The 18,739-nt window shown below is 27.5% G+C and carries 13 protein-coding genes, 6 tRNA genes and 1 other annotated feature; of the genes, 3 read left to right on the top strand and 16 right to left on the bottom strand.

What is annotated here, in order from left to right:
- Positions 1-3 precede the first annotated feature (3 nt).
- Together Q0F58_RS11625 and Q0F58_RS11620 are read right to left on the bottom strand one after the other, a co-directional pair.
- Positions 4-78: transfer RNA gene (locus tag Q0F58_RS11625), tRNA-Arg, on the bottom strand.
- 157 nt (positions 79-235) lie between these two features.
- Positions 236-1,117 (bottom strand): sensor histidine kinase KdpD, encoded by an 882-nt coding sequence (locus tag Q0F58_RS11620; protein ID WP_294376629.1) that lies wholly within the window; start codon positions 1,115-1,117, stop codon positions 236-238.
- 277 nt (positions 1,118-1,394) lie between these two features.
- On the opposite strand from Q0F58_RS11620, the gene Q0F58_RS11615 reads away from it, so the two are divergent.
- The gene (locus Q0F58_RS11615; protein WP_294376625.1) at positions 1,395-2,564 is read left to right on the top strand and encodes a dicarboxylate/amino acid:cation symporter; all 1,170 of its coding nucleotides are present in this window, start codon (positions 1,395-1,397) and stop codon (positions 2,562-2,564) included.
- A gap of 142 nt (positions 2,565-2,706) precedes the next feature.
- Here Q0F58_RS11615 and Q0F58_RS11610 read toward each other — a convergent pair whose 3' ends face one another.
- Positions 2,707-3,528: a DUF1189 family protein gene (locus Q0F58_RS11610; protein WP_294376622.1), complete on the bottom strand. Its 822-nt coding sequence runs from the start codon at positions 3,526-3,528 to the stop codon at positions 2,707-2,709.
- 204 nt (positions 3,529-3,732) lie between these two features.
- On the opposite strand from Q0F58_RS11610, the gene Q0F58_RS11605 reads away from it, so the two are divergent.
- A complete protein-coding gene (locus tag Q0F58_RS11605) occupies positions 3,733-4,893 on the top strand; it encodes a L,D-transpeptidase (protein WP_294376617.1) in 1,161 nt (386 codons plus the stop codon).
- Positions 4,894-5,001: 108 nt separating this feature from the next.
- Here the strand turns inward: Q0F58_RS11605 and addA are convergent, their stop codons facing one another.
- The 8 genes from addA to Q0F58_RS11565 all read right to left on the bottom strand — a co-directional run bounded on the left by addA (position 5,002) and on the right by Q0F58_RS11565 (position 14,399).
- The gene (gene addA / locus Q0F58_RS11600; RefSeq protein ID WP_294376614.1) at positions 5,002-8,751 is read right to left on the bottom strand and encodes a helicase-exonuclease AddAB subunit AddA; all 3,750 of its coding nucleotides are present in this window, start codon (positions 8,749-8,751) and stop codon (positions 5,002-5,004) included.
- A 12-nt stretch (positions 8,752-8,763) separates the two neighbouring features.
- On the bottom strand, positions 8,764-12,285 hold the full coding sequence (addB, locus tag Q0F58_RS11595) for a helicase-exonuclease AddAB subunit AddB (protein WP_294376611.1): 3,522 nt from the start codon (positions 12,283-12,285) through the stop codon (positions 8,764-8,766).
- A 23-nt stretch (positions 12,286-12,308) separates the two neighbouring features.
- On the bottom strand, positions 12,309-12,803 hold the full coding sequence (locus Q0F58_RS11590; protein ID WP_294376609.1) for a GNAT family N-acetyltransferase: 495 nt from the start codon (positions 12,801-12,803) through the stop codon (positions 12,309-12,311).
- 347 nt (positions 12,804-13,150) lie between these two features.
- A tRNA-Ser gene (locus tag Q0F58_RS11585) sits at positions 13,151-13,241 on the bottom strand.
- A gap of 50 nt (positions 13,242-13,291) precedes the next feature.
- A tRNA-Ser gene (locus Q0F58_RS11580) sits at positions 13,292-13,382 on the bottom strand.
- Between the two features lie 480 nt (positions 13,383-13,862).
- Positions 13,863-13,953 (bottom strand) — tRNA-Ser (locus Q0F58_RS11575).
- 50 nt (positions 13,954-14,003) lie between these two features.
- Positions 14,004-14,094: transfer RNA gene (locus tag Q0F58_RS11570), tRNA-Ser, on the bottom strand.
- A 71-nt stretch (positions 14,095-14,165) separates the two neighbouring features.
- The gene (locus Q0F58_RS11565) at positions 14,166-14,399 is read right to left on the bottom strand and encodes a winged helix-turn-helix transcriptional regulator (protein WP_367118177.1); all 234 of its coding nucleotides are present in this window, start codon (positions 14,397-14,399) and stop codon (positions 14,166-14,168) included.
- 54 nt (positions 14,400-14,453) lie between these two features.
- Between Q0F58_RS11565 and Q0F58_RS19645 the strand changes: the two genes are divergently transcribed.
- Entirely contained in the window at positions 14,454-14,645 is a 192-nt protein-coding gene (locus Q0F58_RS19645; protein WP_367118176.1) for a hypothetical protein, read from the top strand.
- A 73-nt stretch (positions 14,646-14,718) separates the two neighbouring features.
- On the opposite strand, the gene serS is transcribed toward Q0F58_RS19645, so the two are convergent.
- The 5 genes from serS to Q0F58_RS11540 all read right to left on the bottom strand — a co-directional run bounded on the left by serS (position 14,719) and on the right by Q0F58_RS11540 (position 18,739).
- Positions 14,719-15,999 carry a serine--tRNA ligase gene (gene serS / locus Q0F58_RS11560; protein WP_294376606.1) on the bottom strand — a complete coding sequence of 427 codons (1,281 nt, stop codon included), beginning with the start codon at positions 15,997-15,999 and terminating at the stop codon, positions 14,719-14,721.
- Positions 16,000-16,079: 80 nt separating this feature from the next.
- Positions 16,080-16,293: a binding site (T-box leader), on the bottom strand.
- 69 nt (positions 16,294-16,362) lie between these two features.
- Positions 16,363-16,593, bottom strand: coding sequence for a DUF1667 domain-containing protein (locus Q0F58_RS11555; protein ID WP_294376603.1), 231 nt, complete (start codon positions 16,591-16,593; stop codon positions 16,363-16,365).
- Between the two features lie 22 nt (positions 16,594-16,615).
- A complete protein-coding gene (locus Q0F58_RS11550) occupies positions 16,616-18,007 on the bottom strand; it encodes an NAD(P)/FAD-dependent oxidoreductase (protein WP_294376600.1) in 1,392 nt (463 codons plus the stop codon).
- Between the two features lie 11 nt (positions 18,008-18,018).
- On the bottom strand, positions 18,019-18,531 hold the full coding sequence (locus Q0F58_RS11545; protein ID WP_294376597.1) for a transcription repressor NadR: 513 nt from the start codon (positions 18,529-18,531) through the stop codon (positions 18,019-18,021).
- A 132-nt stretch (positions 18,532-18,663) separates the two neighbouring features.
- Positions 18,664-18,739: transfer RNA gene (locus Q0F58_RS11540), tRNA-Ala, on the bottom strand.

Below are 18,739 nucleotides of genomic sequence, written 5' to 3'. Positions count from 1 at the left end.
AAATGGCAGAGCGTAAAGGAATCGAACCCTTAATGTACCGTCCGTAGCGGTAAGTTATATCCGTTTAACTAACGCTCCATATATTTTTTACAACATCCTTATATTATCACATGACACTTCAATAATCAAGATTATTATTTACTTAAATATAAAATATCACCATTAAGACCCAATATAATATGATTGAAAACAATACAATCATACTGTATTGCTTTCAATTTTAGTACTTAAATAATTATATATATATATCTGAAAATTCCACCTCAAAAATATCAACTTTACTATTTATTCCACTATTTAATTCATTATTATTATCCTTTTTATTTTTTACTATTGGTATCTTTATTTTAAATTCACTTCCAACACCTTCTGCACTATTTAATTCAATAGTTCCATTATGTGCAGCAACAAGATTATAAACAAGATCTAATCCTATACCGCTTCCTGAATATTGATTCTTGTTTATCTTGCTTGATTGAACAAATCTATCAAAAATATTTTTTTGTTCCGCTTCAGGTATCCCTATGCCTTGATCTCTTACAGAAATAGTTACAATGTCATTATTTTCCCAGACATTTATGAATACAGATGTATTTTCTCTAGAAAACTTAATTGCATTAGAAAGAAGATTCATAATTATTCTGTCAAAAGCACTTATATCCACTGCAATAATACATTCTTCAACATTTGTATCAAATACTAATGAAATATTTTTCATCTTTGCATATTTATCAGTTACAGAAATATTCCATTCCACTAAATTTATTATATCAATATTTTGTTTATTTAGATTAAAATTTCTTCCTTGCAGTTTAGTAGCATCTATAATATTATTAATAAGTTTTAATATTTTATAACAATTTCTTTTTATAGAATCCATATGTTTAGTACGTTTTTTTTCATCAGATTCATTTTTATAACACTGAAGTATTCCCAATATTATACTTAATGGAGATCTTAAATCATGAGATATGTTCAAAATAAAATCCTCTTGTCTATGCTTATCTTCATACAATTCTACATACTTTTCAATAATGGCTTCTTTTGATAATTCATTTAATTTTCGTTTTAAATTCTCATTTTCACAATTTTGTTCCAACTCATTGTTAAACTTCATCAAAACCCCTCTCTCTTATTTTTTTACTATATACCACCTCTCTATAATATCACAACACCCATTTTTTAACAACTAATGTAATAACCTAAATTTTAATGATATTTCTCATTTTTTATTAATTCATATTTATTTAAATATATAAAATTGTATTTTAACCTCCATTCATATAAACTATTGACGAAATTTATCTTATAATGTATATTTGTATTTATCACGCATACATATGTTTTTTATAAGCATACACCAACTGATGATAAGAAAAAAAGGGGGGCTTTCTTTGAGGAATTTATCTTTAATTAAACGTATTTTTTTAGCATTAGTATTAGGAATTTTTATTGGCTTAATCTGTAAAAGTACCAATATAATTTTTCCAGTCAAAATACTTTCAACTTTCAGTTCATTATTTGGAAATTTCTTATCCTTTGTAATTCCATTAATAATAATTGCATTTATTGTTCCAGGTATTGCTTCTTTAGGACAAAGCTCTGGAAAAATTCTTTTAATAACAACAATATTAGCTTATACCTCTACTGTAATTGCAGGTACTGCAGCTTTTTTCTTTGGTTCTGCAATATTGCCAAAATTAATAACAACTGCAAGCTTAATTTCCAATTCAGATATTAATATTGATCCATATTTTACAATAGAAATTCCTGCTATGTTAAATATAATGTCAGCATTAGTTTTTGCTTTCATTTTTGGTATTGGATTGTCACAAATAAAAAACAGTTCACTTTTAAAAGGATTTGAAGAATTTAGTTCTATAATATCTAAAGTGATTTCCAATATACTAATTCCTTTGGTTCCAGTATACATCTGTGCAATATTTTCAAAATTATCCTTAACAGGTGAAATATTTACAACATTAAAATCCTTTGCAAGCGTATATGCTGTATTATTAAGTTTACAAATTATATATCTAATATGTCAGTATTCAATCGCTGGTATATTGAGAAAGGAAAATCCATTTAAATTATTAAAAACAATGATTCCAGCGTATCTTACAGCTGTTGGAACACAATCATCTGCTGCAACAATTCCTGTTACATTAGCTTCTGTAAAAGATAATAATGTTTCTGAAGATGTTGCAAGTTTAGTAATTCCACTTTGTGCTACTATTCATTTGGCAGGTGATACAATAACTCTAGTATTAACATCTATTGGTGTTATGTTAATGAAAGGACAAACACCAACTTTAAGCTTAATGCTCCCATTTATACTGATGCTCGGTATTACAATGGTTGCAGCTCCAGGAGTACCTGGAGGAGGTGTCATGGCTGCTTTAGGATTACTTGAAGGAATGCTTGGATTTACTGATATTGAAAAGCCAATTATGATAGCTCTTCATTCTGCTCAAGATAGTTTTGGTACTGCTACAAATGTAACTGGTGATGGTGCCTTAGCTTTAATAATTGACTATTTTGTAAAAAAGAAATCTTTAAAATAATCAACATAAACTATTTCTGAAACAAATTCACAATTTATTGTTTAAATTAAAAATAGAAAAGATAGAAAATAAGTTATTTAAAAAAAGCTTATTTCCTATCTTTTCTTTTATTTACAAACTCTATTTATAATTATAACTAAAATTAAACTTCTCTTTTGTTATTATTATCTTTTCTTGCTTTAATTAAATTCTGTATTATCTCTTTCTTTATATATCTCAATATTAATATTACATAAGTTAACGTTCCACCGACAAATACCATGTCAAAATTAATATTAGGCTGGATAATATTTAATACTGTCAAAATAATTAAAGGTAGTGTAGATGCATAGATAACTATAGACCATAATGCTTTATATTTTACAACCATTTTCATTAATAATGATACTAATAACGCAGCTGTTACAACTATTAAATAATTAATAATTAATCCTTTTACTATATTTAATATGCTAACAGGAATAATTGCTAATGTAATTAACATTAAAAATGATTTTACCGTATTTATTATAGTTTGTGAATCTACATATTCTCCAGGAAAAATATTTCTATAATTCAAAATTTCTATATCTCCATAATTATTAAATACTATTCCATCCTTTAATATTAGAATATCTGCCTTATTATTATAAAAAACGTTTGAAAAATCTGTATATTCATAAATCTTAATATTATCAAAATAAATATTATCAAAAGAAGATTTGGTAATATCTGATTCTAAATCTAACATTCCATCCCTTATTGATATATTTATTTCATTATGTTCAATGTAATTTATGATTGAATTTATCTCAGAATTGATTTTATATCCTAAAAATCCACCTTTAATAATACCAATAAAAGCACACACTATCATAATATATATAATAGCTTTTAACAGACCTTCTTTGGCATACTTTGAAAATGAATCCATATCATAAATGGACGCTATAAACTTCTTAAAAAAATTAATTTTAAACTTCATCTTCTCCTCCCCACAACGTCTTTAGTTAAAAATATTCTTACTTTCTATATTATAACATATTGAAAATACTTGAAATATCAAGGTTTATTATTTGCTTTTATTGTTAATATTATAGATAAAAGTTTTTATTATACCACTTTAAGTATATTTTATTATACTGCAAATATTCTTACATGGTATGTATATTTATAGGAGGTATTAATTTTGAATAAATTCAAAAATATAAATAATAAAAAAATTATTATACATATATTAACCATAATATCAATTATATCTTTATTATGCTTTTGGCAAAAATTTAAGTATAATAAACTGATAAATAATTTCAAAAATAAATTTTCAAATTATGAGTATATTGAAGCAAATAATATTCTTCTTACAAATGAATTAAATAATCCATTCAGGTTAATTAATTTAAATAAAGATCTTACTGAATATTTTAATTCTGAACTTTCAAAAATTTCAGAAGCAATAAACAACAATAATGATTCTCCAGAAAATATCTTATGGGAACTTAATGAAATAAACAGATACAATATCATACCTTTTGATAAATTAACTGATATTTCAAATTCATCACCTTACCTAAAAAACTCAATATCTGATTATAATAATGGTATTGAATGTTTTTCTGATGGTAATTATATTGATTCCCTTTCATATTTTTCAAAAGTATCATATTTAGATTTAAATTATACTTCATCATTAAAATATTGTAATAAAGCTCGTGAACAAATTAAAAGAAATATATTTGAATATTGTGATGAATTATCTGAACATGACTATTATAGTAAAGCTATTTCAATTCTTGATGAGAATAAAGATTTAATAAAAAACGATTCAGATGTTAAAAATAAGGTAGATGAAATAAAAGATAAGCAGCAGGCCTATTTTGATAAAAATTCTGAACTTGTTGAAGCTTCTTCTCTCGCATTGACAAATGACATAACTACAGATAATATAAATACATTAAACATTCAGAGCAACACTGAATATTTTATAAATGTTAATATAAATACTCAAAAAACATATATTTATAAAGGAAGTAAGAACAATTGGTTATTACTAAAGGTATGCCCATGCTCCACAGGAATTTCTGGAGAAGAGACTCCTACCGGTTCATTTACAACTTTAGAAAAAGGTGATTGGTTTTTTTCGTCTAAATATAATCAAGGCGGTAAATATTGGACTCAAATTGTAGGTGATATATTATTCCACTCTGTTCCATTTGACAAAGATAAAGCTACAGTTGTTGATTATACATTAAATAAACCAGCATCACATGGCTGTATAAGACTTTCTATTTCTGATTCCAAATGGATATATAATAATATCCCTAAAGGAAGTAAAGTAATTATAAAGTAATTCTTTTAATATGAGAAATTATTTTGTTTTTTATGTATAAAATTCAATAAAATCACAAAGACTGAATTACCATATTTTACAACAATTCAGTCTTTTTTTATCATAAATTTATATAGAAATCACTTTTTCAAGATAAAATGAATACAAATACCTTTTTGAAACTTTTCTTCCCATTATTTTAAATAGAGCATCACTATAATAATCTATTTGCTTTAAATATTTTTCTTTAAATATTTTTTCTTTACCTTTGGGTACATAATCTGTTTTATAATCTAACAATATTATTTCTCCATCATATTCAAAAAAGCAATCTATAATTCCTTGAAGTCTTACTTTTTCATTTTTATATTTTTTATCAAGACTTTTATCTATATCCATACTGCTTATTTCTGTATAAAAAGGAATTTCACGATATACTTTCTCTCCTTTTTTATGAACCTCAATCATCATCTTACCTAAATCACTTTTAAAGAAACTTAATATCTTATATGGATTAACAGCTTTCATTTCTTCTTCTAAAATAAATTCATTATCATACAACTCTTGAATCTGTTCTTTTATTTCATTTAAAGATGAAACCTTATCCAAATTTATCTTCCTCATTACAAAATGTACTGCTGTACCCTTTTCTGCCGCTGTAAGTCCTTTTTCTTCCTTAAGAAATTTAGGTGTAATCACTTGTTTCTTTTTATTATCTTCATCACAATTTTCATCAATATCAATAAATTCGACTGTGACATCAGATTCATCTGAATTTCTCTTCTTTAAATCTGATACTGAAATATTGCTCTTTAATATTGTTGATTCTTTTAATGGGTATTCATAAGAAAGTCTCTTATTTACTTCAGCATAAATATCCTTATCAAATTTTTCATCCAATATTTCTGACTTTATATCTTTTTCTTCTTCTTCAATAATATCTGAATCACTTTCTATAATATCATTTCTTCTCCATAGGTTAATCTGCCATCTAGAATCATCATCTTTTGAAATTTCATCAGATGCAGCAATACTTTCTCTCAATATTCTTCCATCATTATGCTGACATAATGCCATTCCAATCCAATCCAAATATGATTTTCCCTTAAGTACCTCTGAAGGCAGTATTATATTGTGATCTAAGGATGCTGAAGTCATCCACTTTTCTATACTTTTTTCTGTTTCTTTGACAGTTCCAGTAATTATTAGTTTTTCCTTTGCCCTTGTACAAGCAACATATAAAATTCTAACTTCTTCTGAAAGTGTTTCAAGTTTCATTTTTTTCTTAATTGCTTCTTTTGCTATTGTTCCTATACTCATCCTTTTTTCAAGATCCACATAATCTGGTCCAAAACCAAGTTCATCATGATATAATATATTTTTATTTAAATCCATTAAATTAAATTGTTTTCCTGTGCCACATAAAAATACAACTGGAAATTCTAATCCCTTACTCTTATGGATACTCATGATTCTTACTACATCTTCATTTTCACCAAGTATTTTGGCACTTCCCATATCTCCAGAGGATTTTGTAAGCTTATTTATAAAGTTTATAAAGTTAAAGAGCCCCTTAAAGCTGGTCTGTTCAAATTGTTTTGCCCTTTGGAATAATATTTTCAAATTCGCCTGTCTTAATACTCCATTCGGCATGGCACCAACATATCCATAATATGCAGTATCCATATATAAATACCATATAAATTCATCTATAGGCATATATATTGCTTTTCTTCTCCACACCTTTAGCTTATCAAGAAATAATCTGCATTTATCTATAAGTTCTTTTGAATTATCTTTACTAAGATTTTCAGCAATATCTATTATGTTCTCATAGAAATATTTATCAGATTCAATAAGTCTTATCTTACTCAGTTCCTCTGCTGAGAATCCCATTATAGGAGATTTAAGTACTGATATTATAGGTATATCCTGAAATGGATTATCTATTACTCTCAATAAAGACATTATTGTTCTTATTTCAATAGATTCGAAATAACCAGAACCAGTATCTGCATATGCTGGTATACCTCCCTGACCAAGTTCATCTAACAAGCTTTCTGCCCAGTTTTTTGTGGCTCTAAGCAAAATTACAATATCCTTATATTTAAGTGGCCTGTATTCCCCTGTTTCTTTATCAAGCACCTTAAATACTTTATCTCCATTGCCAGAAATTAATTCTTTAATCCTCTTTGCAACAACTTTTCCTTCAAGATTTACTCCTTCAACTTCTTCTTTTTCCTCATCATCTTCTTCTGATTCAAATTCTTCAACATGCTTATCAATTATGTTAACCTCAATTGAACCGCCTAAAATTATATTTTCATCATCTGATTCTTCATATGAGGCACCTAAGTTTAATGCTTCCTCATCAGTATATTCAAGTTCACCTACTGTTTTAGACATTATTTCTTTAAAAATATAATTAACACCATCTATAACACTTCTACGACTTCTAAAATTTTTATATAATTGGATTTTTCTATTATCACTTTCTTCCAAAGTGTAATTAATATACTTATCTATAAATAACTCTGGTTTTGCCTGCCTGAATCTATATATACTCTGCTTTACATCTCCAACCATAAATACATTAGGAAATTCATCATCTCTTCTTGAAACAAGTCCTATTATGGCTTCCTGAACATTATTAGAATCTTGATATTCATCAACAAGAACTTCATCAAATAAATTTTTAAATTCTATGGCAGTCTTTGATGGTTTTATATTTCCCTCTTCATCTATCTCACTTAATATTTTTAAACATAAATGTTCCAGATCATTAAAGTCCAGAATGTTTTTTTCTTTTTTCTTTTTACTGAATTTTTCTCCAAATTCTAATACAAGTTCTGTTAACTTCTTAATATTAGGATAAGCACCTTTTATATTTATAAGCATTTCTTCTGGTGTTACAGAAAAAGTACTATTTATCAAATCTGAAATTTTCTTTTTTATGTCATCCCTTATATCTTTTACAGTATTTTGAGCATTTTCATCAGATACTTTATCTTTTTTTATAGATTTAAGTCTTCCAAAAGACACTGCACATAATGAAGTATATATATCCTCAAGACCAGAATCCATTGATTCATAGCACTTTTCTATTGAATATAGCTCGCTTGAAAATGTATCTAGATAAGGTTCAAGTCCATCTGTTTCATTTATTATTTCAATTGCCTTATTAAGCATCTTTATATAACCTTCAAGTTCAATTTTTATACTGTCTTTTAAAATTTGAACCCATCTGCTTTTATCAAGTTCTTCCTGAGTACTTATGTTAAATGCTTCTGCACTTTCTTTAAGCCATTTTTCAGGCCAAGGTCCAGACATAGTAAAGTTATACATATCAAGAATAAGTTCTTTTAAATTATCATCATTTTTATAACTGCTGAATGCTTCAACAAGTGTTGTAAATTCATTATCTTCTTCATCATATTTTTCTTCAAAAAGTTCCTCTATAACTTCATCCTTTAATAATATGCCTTCTGTAGTATCACCAATTCTGAATGATGGATCAAGATCTATCTTGTGAAAATTATTTTTTATTACATCAAGACAGAATGAATGCATTGTTGTTATATTAGCTCTATTTAATAATGTAAGTTGCTTTTGAAGATTTTTTGACGTAGGTTCCTTATCTAATGCCTTTGATATGGCTGCCGCTATTCTCTCTCTCATTTCTGCAGCTGCTGCATTTGTAAAAGTAACAACTAATAATTTATCTATATCAACTGGATTTTCCTCATTAGTTATTATTCTTATAATTCTCTCTACTAAAACTGCTGTTTTACCTGATCCTGCTGCTGCTGCAACAAGAAGATTGCAATTTCTGGTTTCAATTGCGCTGAGCTGCTCTTTCGTCCACTTTGTTTCACCCATTTGCTAAACCTCCTATTCTTCTATGTTTTCACTATTTTTTATGTTTCCATCAGCTTCAATGCTCCCATTGTGTGTAGACTTAACTTTTTTTCTTATATTCTCCCATATTTCATTTTTTGATTTCTTATTTACAATTTTATATTTGTTATCTTTTATACTTGTATCAAACTGACATATAGATGAAAAATCACAGAATTCACAATAGCTCCTGTTTGCTTGCTTTGTTGGTTCAATCTTAACATTTCCACATAGCATATCTTCACATAAAGAAATCATCTTCTTATTAACATATTCCCTTAATAACGAAAATTCCTCTTCTGTAACTACATCACTTGTAGATTTGAATTCTCCATTCTTCTTAAATGCTGCTGGAATAACCAAGGAATATCCTTCAACATCTCTATCCATGGCTTTTACAACCTTTGCATCCTTCAAAACTAACCCTTTAAGCTTAAGCTCATCCATTACTTCCGTTTCTATTTCTTCTACTGTCATTTCTTTTTTGCTCTTTATAATTGGGTCATCAATTTTGAAATACAATACGGCTCCTGGTATAACCTGCTTTTCTAAAATATATTTAGAATTCTTTATAATAGCATCAAGATATACTAAAAGCTGCATTTGAAGTCCATAATATAATTCATTTAAATCAAACTTTTTAGCACCAGTCTTATAATCTATAATTCTTACATATGTCTGTCCATCAAGGTCTAAAGTGTCTATTCTGTCAATTCTTCCTTGAAGATATACCTTTTCATTGTTCTCTAAATCCAGTGTAATTGCTTCTCCTGTATCATAATTTCCAAAATTGAATTCAGTTTTGAATACTTCAAACTCACCTTTTCCTATCTGTTCTGCCATTACAGTAACAGACTTTGAAATTACTCTTTTAAATCTACGCGATAAATAATTAAACCTCTTACTGCTATTTAAAATTGAATTTGTCTCTTCATTAAGTTTTTTATCTATAAGTTCAGATACCATGCTTTTGCATTTTTCATTATTAAGTTCTGACCATGATAATCCTTCCTTTTTAACTCTGTCTGTAAATAAATCTAAAATTTCATGTACAAATGATCCTAAATCAGGCGGTGTAAATTCATATACTTTTCTATTCTTAGCTTTAAGGCCATATTGTACAAAATATGAAAAAGGACATTCTGCATATTTTTCTAATCTTGAAACACTAAATACTAATTTCCCCTGTACATCTGAATATAATTGTCTTAAATCCTTCCTACTAACTGTATTCTTCAGATTTGAATAATCTAATCCATTAAATATGTTTTGCACCTTATATTCATATTCCTTATTTTCCTTAAACCATTTATAAACTTCTCTCCAATATTCTTCAACATCATCTTCATCATCATAAATTTTTCTCATTGCCAATATAAGTTCATTAAATGTTGGAATTGGCGATACAACCTTACTTAATCTATCCATTTTTCCTGATAAATCATACAATTCACTTTCTTCAATAAGATTTGGTAGTATTTTCTTTATTCTAGGTATTACTATAGATGGTCTCAAAGATTTTCCTTCAAAATCAGCCATTGGATAAGAAAGCATTAGATAATCACTACTTATAGTTAATGCTGTATACAATAAAAATTGCTCTTCAAATATTTTATTTCTTGTAGTTGAAGCCAAATCCATACCCATTTCACTTAAAATATTTCTATCATTATCAGACAGTATACCTTCATCTTTTTTAGAAGATGGTAAAACTCCATCATTAATACCAACAATATAAAGTACTTTTACATCTCTTCCCTTTATTCTTGCTACATCACCTATATTCACCTGATCTAATGCTGCTGGAATAACTCCTATCTCTTCATTTGTAAATCCCGAATTCAATATTTTAAAGAAATCAAAGCATTCAAGTTCTTTATCTCCCATTACATCAACTGCCTGATCAAAAATATCTATAACAATTTCCTCAACCTGGCTATATTCCTTTACCTTATCTTCCAAACCAGCTTCATCAAATTTTTCAATCCATTCATCAATTCTTGAGAATGCTTCTATATCAATCAAAAATTCATAAATAGACTTGCATATATGTCTTACTGTATGCTTTCCTTTTATTTTGTTATGAAATTTTAAAAGAGGTATTCTCATTTCTTCCATAATTTCAGACATAAAATTATTGTTATCAGAAATATTTCCTTCTGAATCTTTTATCCAATCTTGATCTGCTATTTCTTTAGAAGTCCATTTATATCCTTTAACACCATATTCCAAAATAAAATTTTCAAGTCTATCTATATATTCATTATTCATTCCTGTAAGACCTGTCTTTAAATACTTAAATACGCTCTCATAAGACCAATCCTTAAATAATATTTCAAATGCTGAAGTTATAAGTACTATAAGAGGATTATCTAATAATTGAAGTTTTTTATCTAAAAAGTATGGAATATTGTATTCTTTAAATATAACCGCTGTAATCTTCTCATAATCATCAACATTTCTACAAACTACAGATATGTCATTATATCTATATTTTCCACTTCTTATAAGACCTGTTATACTCTTTGCTACACGTTCAATTTCATCATAAATATTGTTTGCCTTATACAATTTAACTCTGTTACATTTTCCCTTAAATGAATTAAAAGGATATGTGAAAAAATATTTTTCTATATGTTCAAGTTCTGGTGAATTTTTAAATCTATCTGTTTTTCCTTCTGCTTTCGTTATTCTATTTAAATCAATAGGTTTTTCATAAGAAATATTATTTTCCTTCATTATCTTCAATATTTTATTTTCTGTACCTTTTACAATATTGAATACATCTGTAATATCCTGATTTTCTTTCACTTCATCTACATTATCCATACATAAAGTTATATTAACCCTCTTGCATCTCTTTGCAAGAAGCCTTATAATTTCTAGCTGTTGAGGCGTAAATGTACTAAATTCATCTATCCATACTTCTGAATCAGAATATATATCATTTTCTAATAATTTTCTACTTAATAACGTAAGTTCATCATCGCCATCAATATATCCCTCATCCATTTCATTATTGAATGTATCATATATTACTGCTAATTCTTTTATCTTACTGTATAATTCAGAATCTTGAATTCTTTCCTCTAAATCTCTTAAAGCCTCAATACTAACATTGTATTTTTTAAACTCTGAAATAATATCTGATATAATTTCATAAAATCCTTGTTCTCTTGAAATTCTTCTGAAATATTCTAAAGAATCAATTTTATCATTGAGAACCTTGTGTATAAGCATGTTTCTTCCAGATTCCTTTATAATCTCTTTAACACGACCTCCACATTCTTCAAATACTTCCTGAGCCATTTTCTTAAAGCTTAATACTTTAGTCCTTAAAAGAGCTGGCTCACCTATAGATTTTAATATTTTATTTTCTGTATTGAATGTATATTGTTCAGGTACTATAAGAATTAATCTATGATTTTCATTCTTATCAATATTTTTTCTAATGGAATCTATACACCATCTACTCTTTCCAGTTCCTGCTCTCCCATAAATAAACCTGATGCTCATTTCTCACTCACCTTTTCTATTTTTTAATATTTAATAAAATCATCTTTAGTTATTCCCATAATTATAGTATCTACATATTTGTGATCTAATGAATTTTTACTTTTCTTAATCATTTCTTCAATAAAACCACACTTTTTATAACATGTAATTGCCCTAATATTGTTCTTCATCACTTCTAATTCCACTTTATATGCATTTAATTCATTAAACAAATAATTTAAAAAGACTTTTATAGATTCCTGTCCATATCCTCTATTCCAATATTTGCTTCCTATTGTTATTCCTAAAATATATAAGCCCATGTTATAGATATTTTCTTTATAGGTTATGAAGCCAATCAAAGTATTATCTTTATTAATTATGCTAAACGCTTTTCTTAAAGTAACTTTTTCTTTTTCTTTATCATCATCTGATATTATATTGTACTTCTTAACATTTTCTTCATCACATATATCTTTTAACTTTTGTATATCATCTTGTTCTAATAATCTTAAGTATATTTTTTTCCCATTCAACACATCTCATCCCTCAATCCACTCACAGATTACTTTACAAAAATCTAAATATAACCTATTTAATTACAGAATACATTGAATAAAAATCTATAAAATTTCTAAATTAACATGTTCAATAATTAAATTAAATTTAATTTATAATACATATGCCTTATAAAAGTTTTTATTCAAATAACTTTTATCATAACCTTAACTAATAATATATATTAATTTTACTACTAAGCTTTAATCAAAAATAGATTTATAATTATAATAATAATTCCTAATGTTAAGATAAACTTTGATGCCAAAAATAATAAATAATACTATTTTTAGCAATAAAAAAACACCTAGTAAAAACTAGATGTTTTTGGCGGAGAATCCGGGATTTGAACCCGGGCGCCAGTTGCCCGACCTACGCCCTTAGCAGGGGCGCCTCTTCAGCCGCTTGAGTAATTCTCCATACGTCTTTATCTCACAGTATTTTCCAATTTATTTTTGTGTAAAAAAAATGGCGGAGAGATAGGGATTCGAACCCTAGGTACCCGTGAAGGTACGCCGGTTTTCAAGACCGGTGCCTTAAACCAACTCGACCATCTCTCCATGTCTCATGACAAGATTTATTATATCAACGCTGCTTAATTCTGTCAACATTTTTTTCTTCATTTTTTATATTTTATTTAATATTTATTTGTACATTAAGATATATTAAATTATAAAGTATAATTTAATCCATAATTAGATTAGATTTGATTGAATTTTTTTGAATTAAACTTAATTTATAATTTTTCTAAATGAATAAAAAAATATATATTCCTATTTTAAAATCTATACACTAACTCTTTTCAAATAAAAAAATCTGCTTCGCAGACTGTGTGTTTCCGCCCCTTTCCAAAGTTATCTACAGATTGTCCAAATATATAATTTCCTAAAGAAGAACAAAGTGGCTCTGCCATAAACATTCGTGGATAACACTTTAACCTTTTCACGGCTCTTAATTCATTGATATTAATAGATTAGAGTTTTAAAAGTTCTATAATTTCCTATACAAATAAAAAACATCTAACAAATGTTAGATGTTTTTGGCGGAGAATCCGGGATTTGAACCCGGGCGCCAGTTGCCCGACCTACGCCCTTAGCAGGGGCGCCTCTTCAGCCGCTTGAGTAATTCTCCATACGTCTTTATCTCACAGTATTTTCCAATTTATTTTTGTGTAAAAAAAATGGCGGAGAGATAGGGATTCGAACCCTAGGTACCCGTGAAGGTACGCCGGTTTTCAAGACCGGTGCCTTAAACCAACTCGACCATCTCTCCATGTCTCACGACAAGATTTATTATATCAATACTAATTAATTCTGTCAACATTTTTTCTTTATTTTTTCAAATTAAATATTATAAGTATTTAGAATTAATTCTATTTCATTACCCAATAAGTTTAAATAATTATTTCCCCAATCACATAATGATTTTAGTACTGGTTCTATTGTTTCTCCTATTGAACTTAATAAATATTCAACTTTAGGAGGAATTTCTGGGTATGCTTTTCTATCTATTATTTTTTGACTTTCAAGTTCTTTTAATTGATCTGTTAATGTTTGGGTTGTAATTTTTCCCAACATCCTTTGCAATTCATTAAAACGTACTACTTTTTTAGTATATATTGTCTACAAAATTTGAAGCTTCCATTTTCCACTTATAGTACGTTTATTCCCAGTTCCATAGTTGCTCGTATTGCAATCACAGAACTTCCAGATAAATGTTTATATAGTTCTGATACTCCTTATGATGAACCTTTATCAAGTAAAGATCTGATTGAATTTATAAGTCCATCTAATGAAATAGCAAATAAAGTACTAGGTAATTAACAGGTGAAATTTAAAATTTATGCTGTATTAAATTAAGGCTAAACATAATTTAATACAGCATACTATCTAAAAATTATTTAATTACACTCTTTCCACCCATATATGGTCTTAAAGCTTCTGGAATGCTTATAGTTCCATCTGCATTTAAGTTGTTTTCCAAGAAAGCAATTAACATTCTTGGTGGTGCAACAACAGTATTGTTTAATGTATGAGGGAAATATTTCTTTCCATCTTCACCATTTACACGGATTTTTAATCTTCTAGCTTGAGCGTCTGAAAGATTTGAGCAACTTCCAACCTCAAAATATTTCTTTTGTCTTGGAGACCAAGCTTCTACATCAAGAGATTTAACCTTTAAATCAGCTAAATCACCAGAACAACATTCAAGAGTTCTTACTGGAATGTCTAAAGAACGGAATAAATCAACAGTATTTTTCCATAACTTATCAAACCATTCTTTACTTTCTTCTGGTTTACATACAACTATCATTTCTTGTTTTTCAAATTGATGTATTCTGTAAACTCCTCTTTCTTCAATTCCATGAGAACCTTTTTCTTTTCTAAAACATGGTGAATAACTTGTTAAAGTCTGAGGCAATGTTTTTTCATCAACAATAGTATCAATAAATTTACCTATCATTGAATGTTCACTTGTTCCAATTAAGTATAAATCTTCACCATCGATTTTATACATCATTTCTCCCATTTCTTCAAAGCTCATTACACCAGTAACTACGCTGCTTCTTATCATAAATGGAGGTATAACATATGTAAATCCTCTGTCTATCATAAAATCTCTAGCATATGAGATTACTGCTGAATGAAGTCTAGCAATATCTCCCATTAAATAATAGAATCCGCTTCCAGCAACTTTTCTAGCACTATCAAGATCAATTCCATTAAACTTTTCCATAATATCTGTATGATATGGTATTTCAAAATCAGGAACTACTGGTTCTCCAAATTTTTCAATTTCAACATTTTCACTATCATCTTTTCCTATTGGAACTGATGGATCAATAATATTGGGAATTTTCATCATTCTTTCTTTAACTTCTTCTTGAAGTCTGTTTTCTTTTTCTTCAAGTTCAGCTAATTTTTCAGCATCTCTATTAACTTGATCTTTAAGTTTTTCAGCTTCTTCCTTTTTTCCTTGCCCCATTAATGCACCAATTTGTTTAGACACTGATTTTCTGTTTGCTCTTAAAGCATCAGCTTCAGTTTGAGCCTTTCTAGCTTCCTTATCTAGTTCAATGACTTCATCAACAAGCTGTAACTTATGATCTTGGAATTTCTTTTTAATATTTTCTTTTACTATGTCTGGATTTTCTCTAACAAATTTTAAATCTAACATAACACCCTCCAAAATTATTAACTTATATATTAAGAAATAAATATAAAAAAATTCGCCTCAATTACAGCCTAAAAAGACTATAATAGGACGAATGTATCCGCGTTGCCACCTAATTTGCCAATATATCATATATAACATATTAGCCTCTTTAACTATGCTATAAAGGGCATAACCCTTCTGACTTATCGCCAGCAGCTCTAAAAGTGGAAAGATTTATAATAATCATCGATTCACACCATCCATCGATTCTCTGAAGATATTAATAAATCGTAGCTTTTATAATAACGCCTATTTAAAATATTATCTATTCAGTAGTATATATCTATTTAAAAATTTTTACAAGTAATTTTTTAGTTATAAAAATTAATTATCAATTTTTTTAGTACAAACAATATCTACTCCACTATTTATAATATTCTTACATATAATATCACCAATATTAACTGGAGTACTTATATAGATTCTGCTTAAAACTTTCGATAATTCTTTCCATAATGCTTTTTCTATAGGTTCCGTACTCTTTACTGAAACAACTTTATAATTAGGATTTCCTTTAACCCTTACTAAACTAGTAAAAATATCTTTTTCGTTCATATTAATCAAATATACCTCCAAGCTAAATCTCAGAAAATTCTTTTATTCTGCCAACTAAAACTTTAGATTCTGTAGAATCGTCAACTATGCTTAAAATATCTCTATCCATTTCTCTAGCTAAAATTTTAATTATTTTCATATTGCAATAAGCGCCATTACAGCTTCCAAGACCAATTCCTGTACGTCTCTTTACTCCCTCAACAGTTCTTGCACCTAGAGGTCGTCTAATACAATCAACTATCTCACCTTCAGAAATACAATTACAGCTGCATATAATATTTCCATATCTCGAATCTAATTTTATTATTTCATTTCTTTCTTCTCTACTCATATTCTTAAATACATATATATCACGTTTTTTATCTACATAATCCTTTTTAGCTGTTATATTCATATTAGTTTTTAATACATCTTCTATTTTTTTAGCTATTGCAGGTGCAATAGTTATTTTAGCATAATGACTTCCTCTTACTTTTATATATCCTTCTTCAATTTTATTTTCATCTATACATACACTATCTTTGCTATATGTTTCAGTAAAAATATTTGTTGCTGTATGCTTATCTATATCTGGTATTATCTTTTTACATAGACTTATTCCCTTTTCCATGTCCAAAGAGTCATATCCCTTAATTCCAATTAAATTTCCATTTGAAGATGTAGGTATATCTATTATAAATGCACTGTCATCAATTTCATTAATAATTATATTATTAATATGATTATTAAGCTTATCATTAAATAATATATAATTCATTTTTCTACTTATTATAGAACTTTTATTGTTGTCAGAATCAGAAAAAATTTCATTAGGTATTGTATTTACCACAAACTTACATGTGAATTTGTTCTTATTTGTAGTAACTTTAAATCCCTTTGAAATATTTTTTATATCAAGAACTTTTTCTTCTAATCTAAAATTTACTCCATTATCTGCAGCTACCTCTGCATAAGATATTGCTAAATTATAAGGTGAAATGATAGCAGTATTTTCACAATATAATGCTTTAGTATATTCAGCTTTTAGATTAGGTTCTATATCCTTAATAGCATTCCTATCTATTATATGTACTCCAGATATGCTTCTTTCTTTTGCTCTTTCATACATTTTTTCTAGGCGTTCATCACCATGTTCACTATCAGAAACCCTTAATGCTCCTATTTTTTTATAAGGGATTTGAAATTTATTACAATGTTTTTCAATAAGACTTCTTCCTTCATTTTCAAGAGATGCCATAACAGAATCAGATGTTTCAGATCCATCATATATTACAGTAGTATTCACAAATGAAATATCATTAGCTACATCATAATCTTTTTCTATTAAAGCTATATTTATATTATATTTAGATAATTCATAAGCTACCGCACATCCAATAATTCCTCCACCTAATATTAATACATCATAATCCATAGTAAATCCTCCTAATCTGAAACTATAAAATTTTTGTCCTTTAATTCTGATATAATAGCTTCAATATCTTCATTAGTCTCCGCTGATATAGTATGTAAATGAACTCCATTAGTTAATACAGATAATAATTTAGCTTTTTGATTTTTATATTTGTTAATAAATTTATTCAATTCATTAAAATTCTTTACCATTAACATACCTTTTATTTCACCGTATAATGGATGTTCAACTATAACGTCTTCTATAGTTCCGCCATATTTAATTACTGTACTCATTTCTTCAAACATTTCAGATTCTTTATGATTTACAGCTATTATTGTTTTTACTTTTCCATCATTTCTATTTATTATATAACCATCTGGAGTTGCCATTATATTGATTCCTTTAGCTCTTAATATGGCTATATCCCTTACTATCACCTGTCTAGTAACATTGTATCTCTCTGCTATATCAGTTCCTTTAATAGGTGAAGAACTGTCTAACAGAAGTTTTACTATATTATCTCTTCTTTCTATAGAATTCATATCTATCTGGCCTCCCAAATGTAAACTTCTCTATCTATATTATACTTTAAAAAATAGAGTTGTAATATAATAATAAAGATAAATTATTTTTATATAACAAAAAAAGTTATGAATTACTTCATAACTTTCTTTTGGTGGAGATAAAGAGATTCGAACTCTTGACCCCCTGCGTGCAAGGCAGGTGCTCTCCCAACTGAGCTATACCCCC

Origin of the sequence: uncultured Clostridium sp., assembly GCF_934754915.1 — a bacterium.
GTDB lineage: Bacteria > Bacillota > Clostridia > Clostridiales > Clostridiaceae > Clostridium.
The sequence above is the reverse complement of the archived record's forward strand: the minus strand, read 5'-3'. Positions and strand labels throughout refer to the sequence as shown.

Excerpts from the sequence above, each read along its gene's own strand:
- Q0F58_RS11620 (WP_294376629.1), bottom strand. The coding sequence starts at position 1,117 with ATGAAGTTTAACAATGAGTTGGAACAAAATTGTGAAAATGAGAATTTA.
- Q0F58_RS11610 (WP_294376622.1), bottom strand. The coding sequence starts at position 3,528 with ATGAAGTTTAAAATTAATTTTTTTAAGAAGTTTATAGCGTCCATTTAT.
- addA (WP_294376614.1), bottom strand. The coding sequence starts at position 8,751 with ATGGGTGAAACAAAGTGGACGAAAGAGCAGCTCAGCGCAATTGAAACC.
- Q0F58_RS11545 (WP_294376597.1), bottom strand. The coding sequence starts at position 18,531 with ATGAATTCTATAGAAAGAAGAGATAATATAGTAAAACTTCTGTTAGAC.
- Q0F58_RS11550 (WP_294376600.1), bottom strand. The coding sequence starts at position 18,007 with ATGGATTATGATGTATTAATATTAGGTGGAGGAATTATTGGATGTGCG.
- Q0F58_RS11565 (WP_367118177.1), bottom strand. The coding sequence starts at position 14,399 with ATGTTGGGAAAAATTACAACCCAAACATTAACAGATCAATTAAAAGAA.
- addB (WP_294376611.1), bottom strand. The coding sequence starts at position 12,285 with ATGAGCATCAGGTTTATTTATGGGAGAGCAGGAACTGGAAAGAGTAGA.
- Q0F58_RS11555 (WP_294376603.1), bottom strand. The coding sequence starts at position 16,593 with ATGAACGAAAAAGATATTTTTACTAGTTTAGTAAGGGTTAAAGGAAAT.
- serS (WP_294376606.1), bottom strand. The coding sequence starts at position 15,999 with ATGTTAGATTTAAAATTTGTTAGAGAAAATCCAGACATAGTAAAAGAA.